Genomic DNA, 14,511 nt, shown 5'->3' with positions numbered 1-14,511 from the left:
CGGACCTGAACGACGGCGTGATGACATCTAGTCACGCGAGTCGGCACTGCGGACTGCATAGGTGCCGCGCCTCGATGCAGAGAAGCGCAAGAGCACGAGAACGGATGGATCCACCCCGGTTCGCCGGCGGCAGAGGACGTTCAGGGCGATCGTCGCGAGCGCGAGCGACACGGTGGCCGAAATCGCCGCGCCGAGCACGCCGAGCCAGGGAATGAGAACGAGAAATCCCACGAGCCGCAGTGCGACGTTGGCGGCAACGACGGGAACATAGATTCGTTCATGACCGGTCAGCTGCAGGATCGCAGCCGACGGGCCGCCTGCTGCCTGGATGGCGGTCCCGATTGCGAGCACGATCAAGACAGAGTGCTGCGCGGTGAAATGAGGTCCGAACAGGTTGAGGAGATAGGGGCCGCCGATCCAGATCGCGGCGAGACCGGCGATGACGCAGAGCGCGGTCACTTCCGCCATCAATTGCAAAGTCCGCTCGAACTCCTGGTGGTTCTTGCTGAAATACAGCGAAGGAAGTCGGCGCGCGCCGAACGTGTATAGCGCCGCGGATAGCATGGCGAAGATGTTGGCGAGGCGCGAGGCGGCAAAGTAGATTCCTGCGGTCGCCGGATCCAGCATCCAATAGACGAGAATGACGTCGAAATACTGGTTGGCGACCTCAAGGATCGATGCGAGCCAGAAGTGAAGGGCGCTCGATCGCCAGCGGGCCGTCTCGGAGCGCGCCGGCGTGCCGCGCAAATCCGGCAGCACTCGCGCGATCGAAACGATCTGCGCAACCAGGCCCGCCGACATGGCCATCGTCATCGCCGCGAACAATTCGGCGGGATCGAGTTGCCGATGGCCGAGCAGCATGGCGAGCAGGAACAGGACGACGATGACCCGCCAGAAGAACTCGCGATTTCCTTCGCCCATGAGAATGCTGACCAGCGAGCGTGCGATCTGGCTGCCAAGCATCACGCCGGCATTGACGGCGGTATAGGCCGACACCGCAAGGATCAGCAGCCACCAGTCGCCTCTCACGCTCGCCGCGACGGCGATCCCGCCGATCACGATCAGCATTGCGACCGAGGCGATCTTCAAGCTTGACAGGAGGACACCTTTGGTAAGGTCCGGCCGGCCGGCGACCTGGTACTCGTTCAGGAATCGCACCAGCAAGGATTCCTGTCCGACCAGTCCCACGACGGCTGCGATCTGGGCCACCGAAAGCCAGGTCGCAAAGATGCCGAAGCCATCAGGCGACATGGTTCGTGCCGCCAGCGAGAACAATGCAAACGCGAGCACGCCGCTGCCAACCTTGAGAAGGATGGTCCCGACAACACCGCGCGTGACATCGCGCCGCATGAACTGGAGGATGGATTCGATCATGGAAGGGGACATGTTCCGATACAGGCGACAGCCTAGCATGCCGAAAAATCGTGAGTGTTAATGGACGGCTCGCAAGATCGCGCCGGTCGCGACGGTATCGCGGTTACGCCGGTGCTTCACTCTGGAACATCGTCGTCCCCATTGTCCCAAACAATGCAAAGTCCGGCTCGATCGACTGACGGCATAGCGCCGCATCGACGACCGAAAGAGGCGAGATCAGCCGTTTGAGTGCGGAATGGCTCGCGGGGATCGGCCGCCGAGACGGAATCCGGAATTAACAGAGCACCCCGAGCAAGACGCGTGCCGCGATGGCGGCAGCGAGCCCGGTACTTCCGGCGTTAACCTCAATCTCCGGAAATGATCGCCCTTGGCTCTGTGATGCGACATCAGGCGAGAGAATTGCACTGGAAGCGTCGTTAGCCGCGGGAGCAGGAGCCATGACAACGGATAGAACCGGGCCGATCGATGAGGGCGGGACCGCACTGATCGTCTCGGACATCGCTATTGTCGGCGGCGGCCTTGCGGGATCGCTTGCAGCGGCCGTGCTGGCGCGGGCAGGGCATCGCGTTGCTCTCGTCGACAAGCGGGCGGTCTATCCGGACGAGTTCCGGGTGGAAAAGATCGGCGGGCATCAGCTGCAGTTGCTCCGCAAGCTGGGCTTCCTCAGCGCGCTCGACGGTGTCGCTTGCCGATATGATCGGGTGCTCAATATCCGGGAGGGCAAAGTGGTCGATGTCAGCGTCGGCCAGGCTTACGGATTTCCCTATGCCGATCTCATTGCCATGGCGCGCAGCCAGATACCCGATCCATCCAACCTGATCGTCGACGAGGTCACGGCGATTAACAGCAGCGACGACGTCCAGCATCTCGAACTGGCCTCCGGACGGCGCGTGACGGCTCGCCTCGTTGTTCTCGCCACCGGCATGGCGGGAGTCCTGGGTTACAAGCTCGGCATCAGGCGGCGCGTGCTGGCCGAGCGCCATTCGGTTTCCTTCGGCTTCACGATCGCTCGCAAGGACGGTAGCCCGTTCGATTTCGAGGCGTTGACCTGCTACGGCGAACGCACGGCGGACGGCATCGACTATCTCAGCCTGTTTCCCGTCCGTGCTGGCATGCGAGCGAATCTCTTCATGTTCCGAGATCCGACCGATCCGATCATGCGCGAATTGCGTCGTGAACCGGAAGCGACGGTTTTGCGCCTGCTGCCGGGATTGCAGTCCTACCTCGGCGATTTCCGCGTGACCGACCGGGTCCAGAATTGGGTGATGGATCTGACTGTGGTCGAGGGACATCTCCAGCCCGGCGTCGTGCTCATCGGCGATGCGTTCCAGACCAACTGTCCCGCCGCCGGCACGGGCGTCGCCCGCCTGTTGGTGGACGTCGACCGTCTTTGCACCGAATACGTGCCGCGGTGGCTCATGACCGCAGGCATGGGCCGGGAGAAGATTTCGCAATTCTATTCCGATCGCGATAAGATCGCGGCGGATCAGCAGTCGCTGAAGATGGCGCGCTTCCGCCAGGCCCTGACATCCCGCAACGATATCGGCTGGGACGTGCGGCGACGGTTGCACTTCCTGCGGCGCAGTCTTGCACACCGCGTCGATCAAATGAATCCGGGCTGGCTCGGACGTGTCCGCGGCGCGTTACGCGCCTAGGCTCTGCTCCGCTGCGCCTGCCGCCGGTCAGCGCGTCGGAGTTGGGGTGCGGGCGGGCTGGAGCCTCAAATCCGACAGCCGCTTGGCCGCCAGCTTGAGCCAGGGAGCCTGCTTCAGCGCGAAGAGGGCGATGGCGCCTGCGGTGCTGCCGACCTGCGTGACCGCCCACATCGGCGAAGGCTGCCCGCCGAACAATTTCTTGTATGGCTCGTCGCCTATGGTGAAATCGAGCATCTGATCTCCGCGCTCGATACAATCCCGCGCCACTTGTTCGAACATCAACGCGCCGAGGGACTGGCTCTTGTAGCCCGCGATATCGAAGGCGCTCATGATGATGAGGAAGCTGCCCCGGTGGCACAGTCCAAGCACGGCGGCAATCACCTCGCCGTCCATCTTCATGGCATAGACGCGGACGAAGGAGCCCATGCCACGAAGGGCGACGTCGGAATAGAAGCCGTAGTATTCGGGGCGCTGAAGCAGATCTCCGTCGCCCTGTGCGTGAAAGCGCGGGCCGCGAAACTTCTTCATCACGTCCATCGCATCGAGCACGGCGGCGCTGTCGCCGCAGCATGAGAAGCTCAATGCGCCTTTCTTCTGCAGCTGACGATACTTCTTTGCGAGCTCCTTCTGATAGGAGCGATCCATCGCGCTGGCCCGCCATTGCTCGAACGGCGCGACGAGAACCGTGGCGTAGGCATTGGTGTCCATTGATACGCGGCGGGACGTGGCCAGGAGGTTTTCGATCGGAAGCCGTGCGTCGGGCAGCTTGGCTATTCGGAGCAGATCGAAAGGGCGGACGAGGCGCCGAATCTGCGCGCATGCAGCGACGTCATCGAGCAGTTGCGAGAACACGTCCGGGCTGCAAACCGGCGCCAGATAGTCGGAAACGCGGAGGTCGGCGAATTCGACGGTTCGTATCGGACCGCGCCGGATCCGGAGCAGGGGCAGCACCATCGCAAGGACCCCCGTCGCGCGGTAGCGGACCACGACGACTAAAGCTGTCGCACCCGCTTCCGGCGCAAGCCTGGTGTAGAGGCTGTGCAGCCAGATCGGATGCTGGAACGCAGTGGCGGCCGAGCGATCAAACAGCTCTGCATATTCCGGAGACAGAAAGTCGAACGACTGCTCGATGACGATGTCGAACGTGTTGCTAAGCTTGTTCATGCGCAATCAGAGAAACCAAATCATTCGCGAGCGTCGGTCGAGCCGTAGCTGCGCTTATAGCAAGGTCGTTACGGGTCAGACACCGGCAGCGTGCGATTTGCATCAATGCGTTCAACCATGTTCGTATCGTTACCAAACTCTTAAGATAGCTGAGATGGATATACTTGGGGCTTCAAGATCGACTCGCGCCAGCAAACAGTTAGTTGCGGTGGACCGTCGACCTCGGCAAGAATTGCGACGCAGATCGTGCGGCCACTGCTGCCCCCACAGTGCAGGGCAGCGATCTCGTTGCATGGATTTTCGAGACCTCTCATTCATGCAAGATGATCAGGTCGGTCCCGAATACGCAGAAGATGTCCCTTTCACGGCGAGAACTGCTCGATATGGCGGCGTGCCTCGCGGCGCTGGCTGCCTGGCCCGGTGGTGCAACCGCCGACGATTACCCCTCCCGCTCCATCAAGCTGGTCATTCCCTATTCGGCTGGCGCCGCGGGTGATCAGATCGGCCGTCCCTGGGCCGACAAGGTCGCTCCGCTGCTGGGGCAGGTCCATGTCGAGAATATCGGCGGCGCCGGCGGTGCGATCGGCTCCGCCGCGGTGGCGCAGAGCGCGCCGGACGGCTACTCGCTTCTGCTCGGCAATGGCAGCACCCAGGTGACGATTCCGTTGTCGTCGGCGCAGCCTGCCTACGATGCGGTTCGCGATTTCCGCGCCATCTACCGGCTGATTACAAGCACGCTTGCATTCGCCGTTCATCCGTCCCTGCCGGTGAAGGATCTGCGGGAGCTGGCAGCTTTCGCAAAGGCTAATCCGGGCGGGCTTACCTACGGCACTCCCGGGGTCGGCACCGGCAATCATCTCGTCGGAGAGATGTTCAGGCAGCAATCGGGTCTTGCGGCGGATTTGGTCCACGTCCCTTACCGGGGCATGGGGCCCGCGACCAGCGATCTCGTCAGTGGCGAGATCAACTCGGTCATTGCAGTGGTCTCGAGCCAGATCCTGCAATTGCACTCTGCGGGCAAGCTGCGGCTGATCGCCGTGACGAGTGACCGCCGGTTGAGTGGTGCGCCGGAAATTCCGACGGTCATCGAATCCGGCATGCCCGGCCTCAGATATGCCGGCTGGTTTGGCTTGTTTGCCCCAAGAGCGACCCCGGACGCGATCGTGGAGCGGATCGCTGCGGCAACCCGCACGGCGATGGCTGATCCTCAGTTGCAGGAAAGCTATCGCTCGCAAGGTCTGGAGCCGGACATCGATTCAGGCCCCGATAAATTTCAGCGCCTCGTCGAGGACGAACTCACCCGCCTGACTCCCATCGTCAAGTCGATCGGTTTCAAGCGCGACTGAGCGCTTCTCAGAGACGCACCCCGGTCGTAGCAAACGCCTGCGCGACGGGCTCCTGGACGCGGTTCAAGATCAGCATCCCCGCAATCGCAATCACCAAGGCCGCGACGCAGCCAAGCCAAAAAGCCTTCATCCTCAGCCTCCCGATTGGACCAGCAAGCCATCTATACGACACGGCTTGTCGCGAGCAAGCTCGTTGATCGCTCCAAGGCTTCCGCGATCCTATGGGCTCTTGAACACGGGATCGGCGGAAAACGCATCGCCCATCAAGCCAAGGGACTGAAGCCCGGCGCTATTCAAATCGACTTCCAAGATTGCGAGCAGCAGCGCGAGCACGACGGCAACGAGGAGGAGGAAAGGCGAGGCTTCTCGCGCGGCGGGATCTTGCAGGCCATCAATGGCACGAAGAACGCGCAGCCGCGCAATCATCCGCAGAATTGGCCCCATTCGCCCCTGCATGCCGTCTTCCTTGACGTGAGCAGCCAGAATCTAGTGTCCGGGCGATCGGCATTCAAGGCGGAGGATGCGCGAGCCGGCTGTTGCGCTGCACGCTTCGGAACGGAAGGAGGGCTTGCAAGTTCTTGCGAGTGAGTAACCGGATCGGAGACCTTGCGTGAGATTAACGAGAACGATTTTGTGCTTCGCAGCACTTTGCTTTGCTGGGAGCGCCCTGGCCCAGCCCGCGCAAACCAACCCCTCGGCGACGCAAACCCCTCCTGAAACGAAGGGCCAAGCGCAGCCGCAAGGTTGGACGGGCCCGATCAATACAGGTTCGGGTGGTGCGCCGGCGGAAAGCCCCCAGGGCCAGAGTCCGCCTGGAATGCAGGCCGCTCCCCAGGGATCCTCCAAGACCACGACGGCACCGCCCAAGTAGACCGGCCCCGGATATTCATTTCCGTTGCCTGTTCTGGCAATCTTGAGAGCGTGAATGTCAGCAGGGCGGCCAGGAATGAACAAATCGCCTTGGTGCACGAAGGTCGCCGCGGCGCTGTGGGTCATCTTTGCCGCATCGTCCGTGCACGCCGACATGGTCGGACACGGCGGCCCCATACGGGCTCTTGCCATTTCGCCGGATGGGGACAGCCTTCTCTCCGGCAGCTTCGACACGAGGGTCATCCGCTGGTCGCTCAAGACCGATACCGCAGAGCAGGTGCTGCGGTATCATGCTGATGGCGTCAATGCCGTCGCCTTCTTGAAAGACGGCCGCATGGTCACGGCCGGCGCCGATGCCCGAATTGCGGTGTGGACGGCGGGCCGGCTGGAGCCGGACCGGGTGCTGGAGGGACACGTCGCTCCGATCGCGGCGCTTGCTGTGTCGCCCGATGGGTCGCTTCTCGCGTCGGCTTCATGGGATCGGACCGTGCGGCTCTGGTCGCTATCGGACGGCACGTCCCGCGCGCTCGAAGGGCATACGCAGAACGTCAACGGCGTCGCTTTCCTGCCGGACGGCAGACTTGTCAGCGTCGGCTACGATTTTGCGCTGCGAATCTGGCGTCTGTCGGATGGCCAGCCGGAAATCCTGACGTTGCCGGCGGCGCTGAACGCGGTGGCCGTGGCGCCGGATGGTGAAATCGTCACAGGCGCGGTCGACGGCAAGCTGCGCATGCTGAGCACCGACGGCAAGATCAGCGGCGAGGTCGCGGCCAGCCCGACGCCGGTGGTGGCCTTGACGATGCCGGCGGACGGCGCATTGATCGCTGCGGCCGGCATCGGCGGCACAGTTGCGATCATCGATAGCAAGTCGCGCAAGCTGCTGCGCACGCTGGTTGGGCCCGGGCAGCCGGTGTGGTCGGTCGCCTTCCTTCCAGACCGCGAGACACTGATGACGGGTGGTGCGGACGGCAGGATCAGGCGCTGGAATGCGCGCACCGGCGATCCCGTCGGCTCAGGTCTGATCGGTACACCGGCCGATCCGCTCGCGGCCTATGCCGGCGATCATGGCGCCGATGTATTTCGGGCGTGTGTTGCCTGTCACACGCTCTCGGACAAGGAGGTGCAGCGTGCGGGCCCGACGCTTGCAGGACTATATGGCCGCAAGATCGCTTCGCTCCCGGGATATCGCTTCTCCGATGCGCTGAAGAGGATGGATATCGTCTGGACACCGGAGACGGTCGCAAGACTGTTCGAAATTGGGCCGAATACCTACACCCCCGGCACCAAGATGCCGGAGCAACGCATCGGTTCGGCCGAGGACCGCCGTGCGCTGACCGACTTCTTGGGCCGCGCGACGTCGCGATAGCGGCCCCTTCCGACCTTGCGAAGATGTCTGTTCGTCTTGTTTAGTCCTTGCCGTTGCGTTGGCGTAGATAGTCGTCCGTCGTCCGTGGCGGGGTTCGTTCCGGAACGCCCTTGAACGGATCGAATTGCTGTTCGCTCATGACGATGACGCGACAGTCTGCGCACATCCTGAGTGCCTCGATCCGCTTGTCGCCGGCCGGATACATCCAGTGCCGGCCTTCGAGCTTGGCAGCGATGCGGTCGATCGTGCTCTTCACGCCGAATGGCGTGCCGCAGCGGACGCAGAGTGCGGGCTCCTCTTCCTTGACAATCACGGCGGGAGCACGCGCGGCGCGGAAATCGATCTGCGGCTTGAGGCTGATGACCTTTTCCGGGCAGGTGCTCTGGCACAGGCCGCATTGCACGCAGGCATCCTCGATGAATTTCAGCACGGGCCGCTCGGGATCATCGCGCAGCGCGCCGGTCGGGCAGGCGGAGACGCAGGAGAGGCACAACGTGCAGCCATTGGTGTCGACGGTGATTGCGCCCACCGGTGCACCTTGCGGCAGGGGGATCACGTCGACCGGCTGCGGCGCCAGTCGGTGCAACTCGCCGAGGGCGAACCGCAAGAGGTCGCGCCGCTTGCCGACGGTCTTGAAGGTCGCGGGCGTCGCGACCGCGGCGAGCGTGCCGATATCAGTCAAATGCTCGCCGAGTGCATCGGGATCATCCGTTTCGATGGTGGCGAGGCGACGGCCCGCAAATCCAAGGCCGCCGAGGATCGCTTCGGCCATCGCGATCGTCTGCGTTAGTCCGGTCACGTCGTGGCGCGGCTTGGCGCGAAGCAGGAAGCGCACGGCGGATACGCCATAGGCGAAGGCGCCGACGATCGCCTCCAGCCCCACCTGCGTGAGCTCGTTGACGGCAAAGGGGAGCACGTTCGCCGGCAGGCCGTCGCCGTGCCGCGCGAGGGCCTCGATCAGAGGCGTGCCGTGCGATCCGTCATGAAAAAGCAGCACTGCATCCGCGCCACCGGCCTCGCGATAGGCGAGCAGCATGGCGCGAATTTTCTGGAGCTGTGTATCGGCGGGCGGCAGCGCGTAGGAGACCGCGCTGGTCGGGCAGGCAGCCGCGCACTGGCCGCAGCCCGCGCAGATGTTCGGATCGATTGCGACATGATCGCCGGCGGGGGTGATCGCCCCGGTCGGGCAGAGATCGAGGCAGCGATGGCAGCCCGTGCGCTTCGAGCGCGAATGGGCGCAAAGAGCGGGCGCAACGTCGACATATTTCGGCTTGTCGAAGCTGCCGACGAGATCGCGCGCACTCAGCACGGCGCGCAGCACCGCGGCGGGATCTTTCGGGTCGGCGCGAAGATAGCCGTCGCGCAGGTCGTGGGCGGGAAACAGCGGCAAATCGCCGGAAAGATCGAGCACGATATCGCAGCGCGAGGTGACGCCGCTTCGCGGCGGGTCCAGCACGAAACGATCGCGCGAGGAGGGGCGGGGACGCGCATAGTCGTCGATGGCAAGTTCGAACGCGCCGAAATGTCCCTTCGCGGAGCGGATCGTACCCTTCACGATCGGGAACACCGTTGCAGCCGGCGCGACCGCGTCATCGAGCTGCTTCAGCATCACCGTGACGTCGAGGTGATCGGCAAGCAGGCGGCCGGCCTCGATCGCAGCCTCATCGCGGCCGTAGATCAGGATCACGCCCTCACTCGACAAGGTGACGAGCGGATAGTCCGGGGCCGGGATGGAGGCGGCTGCGAGCAGGGCGGCCATTTTTGCGCCAGAGCGCGCGCCGTCGCGCGACCAGCCGGCCGTTTCGCGGATATTGACGAAGTTGATTGCATCAGGCCGTTCGGCGGCCTCGTCCGAAAACTGCGCTGCCTGCTGCGTGCAGCCGACCGTCAACGCGCCTTCTGCCGCGGCAGTCTTGCGGAAATGATCGAGCTCCGCACCGCAAAGGTGGCGAAAGCTCTTGACGTCGCAGTTCGGGCATCCGCGCCGGATCGCAGCCACGTCGAGACGCATCGTGTCTTCGCACGAGCAGATCAAGACGGTCTTCGCTGGCTGCTCCAGGTTAGTCTCTCCGCCATTCGGACGCCGACGACGGACTCGCGCCGGCCCTTCGCCTCGTATAGACATTATCGATCGGGAAGAAAAGGAAAGCGGAGGACGGCCTGCCGTCGACCCCAGTGAGCCATGTTTCCGTGGCGGAACCGATTCACCTGCCGCCGCCGTTCACGTTGGTGCGGCTGCGCGAGAGTGGCGACGCTTTTGCCCATGCATGCCGCATTGCACCGGAGAGCGGCGCCGGAACGCTGGTCTATGTTGGCCGCTTCGACCTGGCAGAGTTCGCCGTGGTGCTCGAGCCGGCCGAGCCGTTACGCAGCGCGCGGCGCGCGTTCTACGCGGGTATGGTCGCGCTCACGGATGCGCTTCGCGCCTATGCGCCGCCGAGCAAGCCCATCACGATCGGCTGGCCGGATGCGGTCAGGGTCGACGGGGGGCTGGTCGGCGGCGGCCGGATGGGCTGGCCTTCCGCCGCCGGCGAGGATGCGCCGCCGCCCTGGCTGGTATTCGGGGCCATGATCCGGACGATTGCCATCAACGATGACGATCCAGGCGTTCACCCGCTGGCCTCGGCACTCGACCAGGAAGGCTTTGGCGAAGCTGGCGCGGCGCAGATCACGGAGAGCTTCGCCCGGCATCTGATGCTGGCGCTGGACGGATGGCGGGTCGACGGCTTTGACAGCGTCGCGCGCGACTATCTTACGCGGGTGCCGCGTGAAAGGCAGGCAGTTCAGCGCATTGATGATTGCGGCGATGTCCTGACGCGCCGCATCGGGACGGACATGATCGAACGAAGCGACCTCGTCCAGGCGCTCGCAAAGCCGTCCTGGCTTGATCCGGCCCTCGGAGGACCACGCCTGTGAAGCTCCTGCGCACCATCGCGCTCGATCCCTCCGACACCTTCGTGTTCGACATGGCGGCGGAGCCAGGCGAATGGGCCGTCTCCGGCGCTTTCCGCTTCTGGGAATGCGACGGCGCGAAGCTCGAGGGCAAAGCGCGGGCGGCGTTTCGCGGTGGTTTCCTCGGGGTGCAATCCTGGGGCTGGTCGACGCTGGCGCAGATCGTTCCGGCGACCGAAGACGATTACCATAACCTGGTCGATCTCCTGGCGAGGCAACTCGTCGATCGTTTCGGCGCGCCCGACATGGCGGCAGCGAAGGCGGCTGCGGAAGAGGAGGTGGCGTTCGCGCAGTCCCTCTGCAGCCATCCGATCAGCTCGCTTATTGCAGTGCATCGCACCTCGATCGATGGCGAAGTCCGCGAGTCCTTCCGCCGGCTGCAACTCCGGGAAGGGCAGGGGCACGGCAAGGCGTTCTCGTTCATGGAAGTTGAAGATGACGTCCAGCCTGACGGCGATCTCAGGCTTACGGATCTGGGCCGGGAGCCGACCGTCAGATGAACGATTTCTGGATCGCCTGTGGCCATCATCTGCTCGATCGCGAAGAGGGCGGTGGGCTCCGTGTCACGGATGAGTTCCTCAAGGCCTATTTCGCCCGTCCCGAGCTGATGCCGCCGGACGATGCCTGCCCGATCGAACGCCGGCTGCACAGCGAATTGCTCGCCGACCCGCGCCAGGCGGTCGGCGCCGGCGAAATCGCCGGGATTGCCGATGCCGATGCCCGGGAGAATTGGCAGTTCGTGCTGGCCTTTCGCGATCTTCTGTTGCGGCATCCGACGCTCGAAGCCGCCTATCTTGCATCGGTGCGATCCGGGGCGAACGATCTGCCGCCGCTGTTCGTCAACCAGCTCGTGCACGTCATCCTGCGGAACGCGCTCGATGGCTGCGACGATCCGTTCGTGCTGCGCGCGGCCGAATTGTTCTTCCGGACCCAGCGCATCCTTCCGCATGAGCACGCCCTGTTGCTCGGCGACGAGGAGATCGTCGGCGGCCGGAGCCCGACACCGGTGCTCTCTCTGATGTCGATGCTGGGCGCCACCACCGATGCGGTGGTCGACGTGTTGAGCGAGGAGAATGCCGAGGCCTATTGGCAGCGCAGCGATCAGTTCGACATGGCCCTCGACCTCACGGCGGGCGGCCGCGGACCGGCTGCGCTGGCGCAGGCGATGACGCGCTGGGTCTCCCATCTGCTCGGCATCGACATCGTGATCGAGCCGCTGCGCGCGCTGCACGAGGCAAAGCTCACCTGGTATGTCGGGCTCGATGCCGATGCCACGAGGCTTGGCGACCGTCTGTGGCACGGCGACGAGCTCGGCGAGCGCGACGCCGATCGTGTGCTCGCGCTGTTCCGGCTGACATTTGCGGATTCAAGACGTGCGCTTGACGACGTCGGGGGTGAACCGGTCTACCTGATCCTGTCGACGACGGCGGATCAGAAGCTCCGGATGAAGCCGCAGAATCTTCTGACCGGGCTGCCGGTGAAATGCCTGGAGATGGTGACATGAGCCCAGCGGCGTTGCCGTCCCTCTCAATTGCCGTCGGTGTCGTGGTCGAGCGACGCAAGGCCGATTCGCCGTGGGTCGATTTCATCTGGCGCGGAATTGCCGTCCTGCCGGACGAGCCGGTGACCCAACCCTGGACCGTTCTTCGCGAGCAGGACGGCACGACCCTGTTCTATGCCGGAAGTGCGACCGTCGATCTCTATCCGTCCGAGACGGCGCGCTATCGCGACAATCTTGCCTCGGGCAGCCCGAGCATCTGGACCGTGCTGTCGCCCTCGGAAGGCCCCTGGCCCTATGCTCTTGCCGCGGTGACCGCCGACCCCGCAGAGGGCGAAGGCTTTACCGAAGCCGCCGACAATCTCGTCGAGGCCGTGCCGATGCCGGAGGTGCTGCGCGAGGTGATTGAAAGCTTCGTGGCCGAGCACCATGTCGAGCGGGAATTCGTCAAGCGCAAGCAGCGCCGCGCCGACCCGGAGGCGCTGGCGCGGCGCGAACATGAAAGCGGACAGGAATGAGTGAGGAGGAATTCCTTGCACGTTGGTCCCGCCGCAAGCGCGAATCGCGCGCGGAGCCGACCAAGCCTGCCGCGGCGCAGCCCACGCCGCCGTCCGAGGCCAAGGACGACGAGAGCGAGTTCGATCTCTCGAGTCTGCCGTCGATCGACGAAATCAATGCGGCGACCGACATCACTGCCTTTCTCAGCAAGGGTATTCCTCGGGAGTTGAGCCGTGCGGCTCTTCGCCGCGCCTGGGCGACCGACCCCGCCATCCGCGACTTCGTCGGGCTTGCGGAGAATGCATGGGACTTCAACGATCCGACGGCCACGCCGGGTTTTGGACCACTGGATTGCTCGTCGGAGGAACTGGCCGCACTGGTCGATCGCATTCTCGGCGGCGTCGGCGAGGTGGCCCAGTCTCTCCCCGAGGCGTCGATCGAAACGGCGGATTCCTCGGCGGAATCGCAGCACGCCGAAGCGACAGTGGTTTCCAATGTCGTTGAACCGCCGGATGAGATGGAGCACCTCGCAATCCCTGTTGCAGTGCAACCGGCAGTGGTAGACAGATCTGCGGAATCTGCCGAGCCCGTCAGGCCCCGTACGCACGGTGGTGCACTGCCGCGCTGAGCGACTCGACCAAAGGCTATAGGCCCAGGCTATGGCAGGCGATTGACGGTCCGTGGAACCGGGATTACGCTGCCTACTGCTTTGTAACAAAAGCGATAATCAAGCAGACGGGACTTGGATGGGAGGTCCACGTGCGTGATGACGGGCTTGATCGCGCGATCGACGCCGCAGGCGGCATTGCTCAGCTTGCGCGCAAAATAGGCATCAGCCAGCCCTCCGTATCCAATTGGACCCGCGTGCCCGCACAACGGGTGGTTGCAGTCGAATCCGCCACCGGCGTTTCCCGGAATGATCTGCGGCCCGATCTCTACGGCGAACAAGCCGGCTCCGCCGAGCTCGTCGACCCCATCGATGCGGCGCGCGCGCAGGAATACGCACTGCTGGCGGTGCTGCTGTCCGCGCCTCCGTCGAAACGTCTGCTCGATCAGCTCGCTGCGTTGAGCGGTGACGCGACGCGCCTCGGGCGCGCGCATGCGGCGCTGGCCGACGCCGCTGCAAGTGCCGTCGCAGCGAAAGTCGAACGGGAATATTTCGATCTGTTCGTCGGGCTCGGCCGCAGCGAATTGCTGCCCTATGCCTCCTATTATCTCACGGGCTTTCTCAATGAACGGCCCTTGTCGCGCCTGCGCGGCGACCTGACGACGCTCGGCATCGAGCGAGCCGCCAACAATTCCGAACCCGAGGATCACGCCGCCATCCTGTGCGAGATCATGTCGGGCCTTGCCGGCGGCCGCTTCGATGCCTCGCCCGAGACGCAGCGCGCCTTCTTCGAAAAGCATGTGTCGCCCTGGATGGGGCGGCTGTTCGCAGACATCGAGAGCGCCGGGGATGCCCGTTTCTATCGAGCGGTCGGCGCGCTCGGCCGTACCTTCATCGAAATCGAGATGGAAGCATTCACATTCGCTAGCTGACCGAGACGCCTCGGTCCGGGAGAGATGCGATGAGTGACGAGATGAAAGCAAAGGTCGGACGCCGCGATTTCCTTCGCAAGGTCGGCTTGGGCACGGCCGGTGTCGGCGCGACGCTTGCGACGCCATTGGTCGGGTCCGCGCAGGCGGACAGCGAAAACAACGATGAGAAGCGCAAGGCGCGCTACAAGGAATCCGATCACGTAAAGGCTTTTTACCGCGTCAATCGTTATCCGGCTAAGGGAGGCTGAC

The 14,511-nt window shown here is 64.1% G+C and carries 15 protein-coding genes; 10 read left to right on the top strand and 5 right to left on the bottom strand.

What is annotated here, in order from left to right; genetic code table 11:
• Positions 1-27 precede the first annotated feature (27 nt).
• On the bottom strand, positions 28-1,374 hold the full coding sequence (locus tag P6U29_RS26670) for a polysaccharide biosynthesis C-terminal domain-containing protein (protein ID WP_407113057.1): 1,347 nt from the start codon (positions 1,372-1,374) through the stop codon (positions 28-30).
• A 437-nt stretch (positions 1,375-1,811) separates the two neighbouring features.
• Between P6U29_RS26670 and P6U29_RS26665 the strand changes: the two genes are divergently transcribed.
• Positions 1,812-3,029: an FAD-dependent oxidoreductase gene (locus tag P6U29_RS26665; RefSeq protein ID WP_407113056.1), complete on the top strand. Its 1,218-nt coding sequence runs from the start codon at positions 1,812-1,814 to the stop codon at positions 3,027-3,029.
• 27 nt (positions 3,030-3,056) lie between these two features.
• Here the strand turns inward: P6U29_RS26665 and P6U29_RS26660 are convergent, their stop codons facing one another.
• Positions 3,057-4,193, bottom strand: coding sequence for a GNAT family N-acetyltransferase (locus P6U29_RS26660; RefSeq protein ID WP_407113055.1), 1,137 nt, complete (start codon positions 4,191-4,193; stop codon positions 3,057-3,059).
• A gap of 353 nt (positions 4,194-4,546) precedes the next feature.
• On the opposite strand from P6U29_RS26660, the gene P6U29_RS26655 reads away from it, so the two are divergent.
• Positions 4,547-5,539 carry a Bug family tripartite tricarboxylate transporter substrate binding protein gene (locus P6U29_RS26655; protein WP_407113054.1) on the top strand — a complete coding sequence of 331 codons (993 nt, stop codon included), beginning with the start codon at positions 4,547-4,549 and terminating at the stop codon, positions 5,537-5,539.
• Positions 5,540-5,546: 7 nt separating this feature from the next.
• On the opposite strand, the gene P6U29_RS26650 is transcribed toward P6U29_RS26655, so the two are convergent.
• Together P6U29_RS26650 and P6U29_RS26645 are read right to left on the bottom strand one after the other, a co-directional pair.
• Positions 5,547-5,669: a hypothetical protein gene (locus P6U29_RS26650; RefSeq protein ID WP_407113053.1), complete on the bottom strand. Its 123-nt coding sequence runs from the start codon at positions 5,667-5,669 to the stop codon at positions 5,547-5,549.
• An 89-nt stretch (positions 5,670-5,758) separates the two neighbouring features.
• On the bottom strand, positions 5,759-5,995 hold the full coding sequence (locus P6U29_RS26645) for a hypothetical protein (RefSeq protein WP_407113052.1): 237 nt from the start codon (positions 5,993-5,995) through the stop codon (positions 5,759-5,761).
• A 490-nt stretch (positions 5,996-6,485) separates the two neighbouring features.
• On the opposite strand from P6U29_RS26645, the gene P6U29_RS26640 reads away from it, so the two are divergent.
• The gene (locus P6U29_RS26640) at positions 6,486-7,775 is read left to right on the top strand and encodes a c-type cytochrome (RefSeq protein ID WP_407113051.1); all 1,290 of its coding nucleotides are present in this window, start codon (positions 6,486-6,488) and stop codon (positions 7,773-7,775) included.
• Positions 7,776-7,815: 40 nt separating this feature from the next.
• Here the strand turns inward: P6U29_RS26640 and P6U29_RS26635 are convergent, their stop codons facing one another.
• Entirely contained in the window at positions 7,816-9,786 is a 1,971-nt protein-coding gene (locus P6U29_RS26635) for a 4Fe-4S binding protein (RefSeq protein ID WP_407113050.1), read from the bottom strand.
• A gap of 179 nt (positions 9,787-9,965) precedes the next feature.
• Between P6U29_RS26635 and P6U29_RS26630 the strand changes: the two genes are divergently transcribed.
• From P6U29_RS26630 to P6U29_RS26600, 7 genes are all read left to right on the top strand, one after another.
• Complete coding sequence (locus tag P6U29_RS26630) at positions 9,966-10,691, top strand: biotin/lipoate--protein ligase family protein (RefSeq protein ID WP_407113049.1); 726 nt, start codon at positions 9,966-9,968, stop codon at positions 10,689-10,691.
• On the top strand, positions 10,688-11,227 hold the full coding sequence (locus P6U29_RS26625) for a DUF6505 family protein (protein ID WP_407113048.1): 540 nt from the start codon (positions 10,688-10,690) through the stop codon (positions 11,225-11,227). The genes P6U29_RS26630 and P6U29_RS26625 overlap by 4 nt, the downstream gene beginning before the upstream one ends.
• Positions 11,224-12,231, top strand: a complete 1,008-nt coding sequence (locus P6U29_RS26620; protein ID WP_407113047.1) for a DUF6352 family protein — start codon at positions 11,224-11,226, stop codon at positions 12,229-12,231. Before P6U29_RS26625 ends, P6U29_RS26620 begins: the two co-directional genes overlap by 4 nt.
• Positions 12,228-12,743: a DUF3305 domain-containing protein gene (locus tag P6U29_RS26615; RefSeq protein WP_407113046.1), complete on the top strand. Its 516-nt coding sequence runs from the start codon at positions 12,228-12,230 to the stop codon at positions 12,741-12,743. Before P6U29_RS26620 ends, P6U29_RS26615 begins: the two co-directional genes overlap by 4 nt.
• Complete coding sequence (locus P6U29_RS26610) at positions 12,740-13,351, top strand: DUF3306 domain-containing protein (RefSeq protein ID WP_407113045.1); 612 nt, start codon at positions 12,740-12,742, stop codon at positions 13,349-13,351. The genes P6U29_RS26615 and P6U29_RS26610 overlap by 4 nt, the downstream gene beginning before the upstream one ends.
• Positions 13,352-13,482: 131 nt before the next feature.
• Positions 13,483-14,262 (top strand): molecular chaperone TorD family protein, encoded by a 780-nt coding sequence (locus P6U29_RS26605; protein WP_407113044.1) that lies wholly within the window; start codon positions 13,483-13,485, stop codon positions 14,260-14,262.
• A 29-nt stretch (positions 14,263-14,291) separates the two neighbouring features.
• Positions 14,292-14,510 carry a twin-arginine translocation signal domain-containing protein gene (locus tag P6U29_RS26600; RefSeq protein ID WP_407113043.1) on the top strand — a complete coding sequence of 73 codons (219 nt, stop codon included), beginning with the start codon at positions 14,292-14,294 and terminating at the stop codon, positions 14,508-14,510.
• Position 14,511: the final 1 nt, after the last annotated feature.

Source organism: Bradyrhizobium sp. LMG 9283, from assembly GCF_045571415.1.
In the GTDB taxonomy this organism is placed as follows: domain Bacteria; phylum Pseudomonadota; class Alphaproteobacteria; order Rhizobiales; family Xanthobacteraceae; genus Bradyrhizobium.
Note: the sequence above shows the minus strand (reverse complement) of the source record. Positions and strands in the feature narration are given on the sequence as shown.

What these genes read in the sequence shown, in the direction of transcription:
- P6U29_RS26615 (WP_407113046.1), top strand. Translation starts at nt 12,228, where the DNA reads ATGAGCCCAGCGGCGTTGCCGTCCCTCTCAATTGCCGTCGGTGTCGTG.
- P6U29_RS26645 (WP_407113052.1), bottom strand. Translation starts at nt 5,995, where the DNA reads ATGCAGGGGCGAATGGGGCCAATTCTGCGGATGATTGCGCGGCTGCGC.
- P6U29_RS26655 (WP_407113054.1), top strand. Translation starts at nt 4,547, where the DNA reads ATGTCCCTTTCACGGCGAGAACTGCTCGATATGGCGGCGTGCCTCGCG.
- P6U29_RS26620 (WP_407113047.1), top strand. Translation starts at nt 11,224, where the DNA reads ATGAACGATTTCTGGATCGCCTGTGGCCATCATCTGCTCGATCGCGAA.
- P6U29_RS26665 (WP_407113056.1), top strand. Translation starts at nt 1,812, where the DNA reads ATGACAACGGATAGAACCGGGCCGATCGATGAGGGCGGGACCGCACTG.
- P6U29_RS26635 (WP_407113050.1), bottom strand. Translation starts at nt 9,786, where the DNA reads ATGCGTCTCGACGTGGCTGCGATCCGGCGCGGATGCCCGAACTGCGAC.
- P6U29_RS26640 (WP_407113051.1), top strand. Translation starts at nt 6,486, where the DNA reads ATGAACAAATCGCCTTGGTGCACGAAGGTCGCCGCGGCGCTGTGGGTC.
- P6U29_RS26650 (WP_407113053.1), bottom strand. Translation starts at nt 5,669, where the DNA reads ATGAAGGCTTTTTGGCTTGGCTGCGTCGCGGCCTTGGTGATTGCGATT.
- P6U29_RS26660 (WP_407113055.1), bottom strand. Translation starts at nt 4,193, where the DNA reads ATGAACAAGCTTAGCAACACGTTCGACATCGTCATCGAGCAGTCGTTC.
- P6U29_RS26600 (WP_407113043.1), top strand. Translation starts at nt 14,292, where the DNA reads ATGAGTGACGAGATGAAAGCAAAGGTCGGACGCCGCGATTTCCTTCGC.
- P6U29_RS26610 (WP_407113045.1), top strand. Translation starts at nt 12,740, where the DNA reads ATGAGTGAGGAGGAATTCCTTGCACGTTGGTCCCGCCGCAAGCGCGAA.
- P6U29_RS26670 (WP_407113057.1), bottom strand. Translation starts at nt 1,374, where the DNA reads ATGATCGAATCCATCCTCCAGTTCATGCGGCGCGATGTCACGCGCGGT.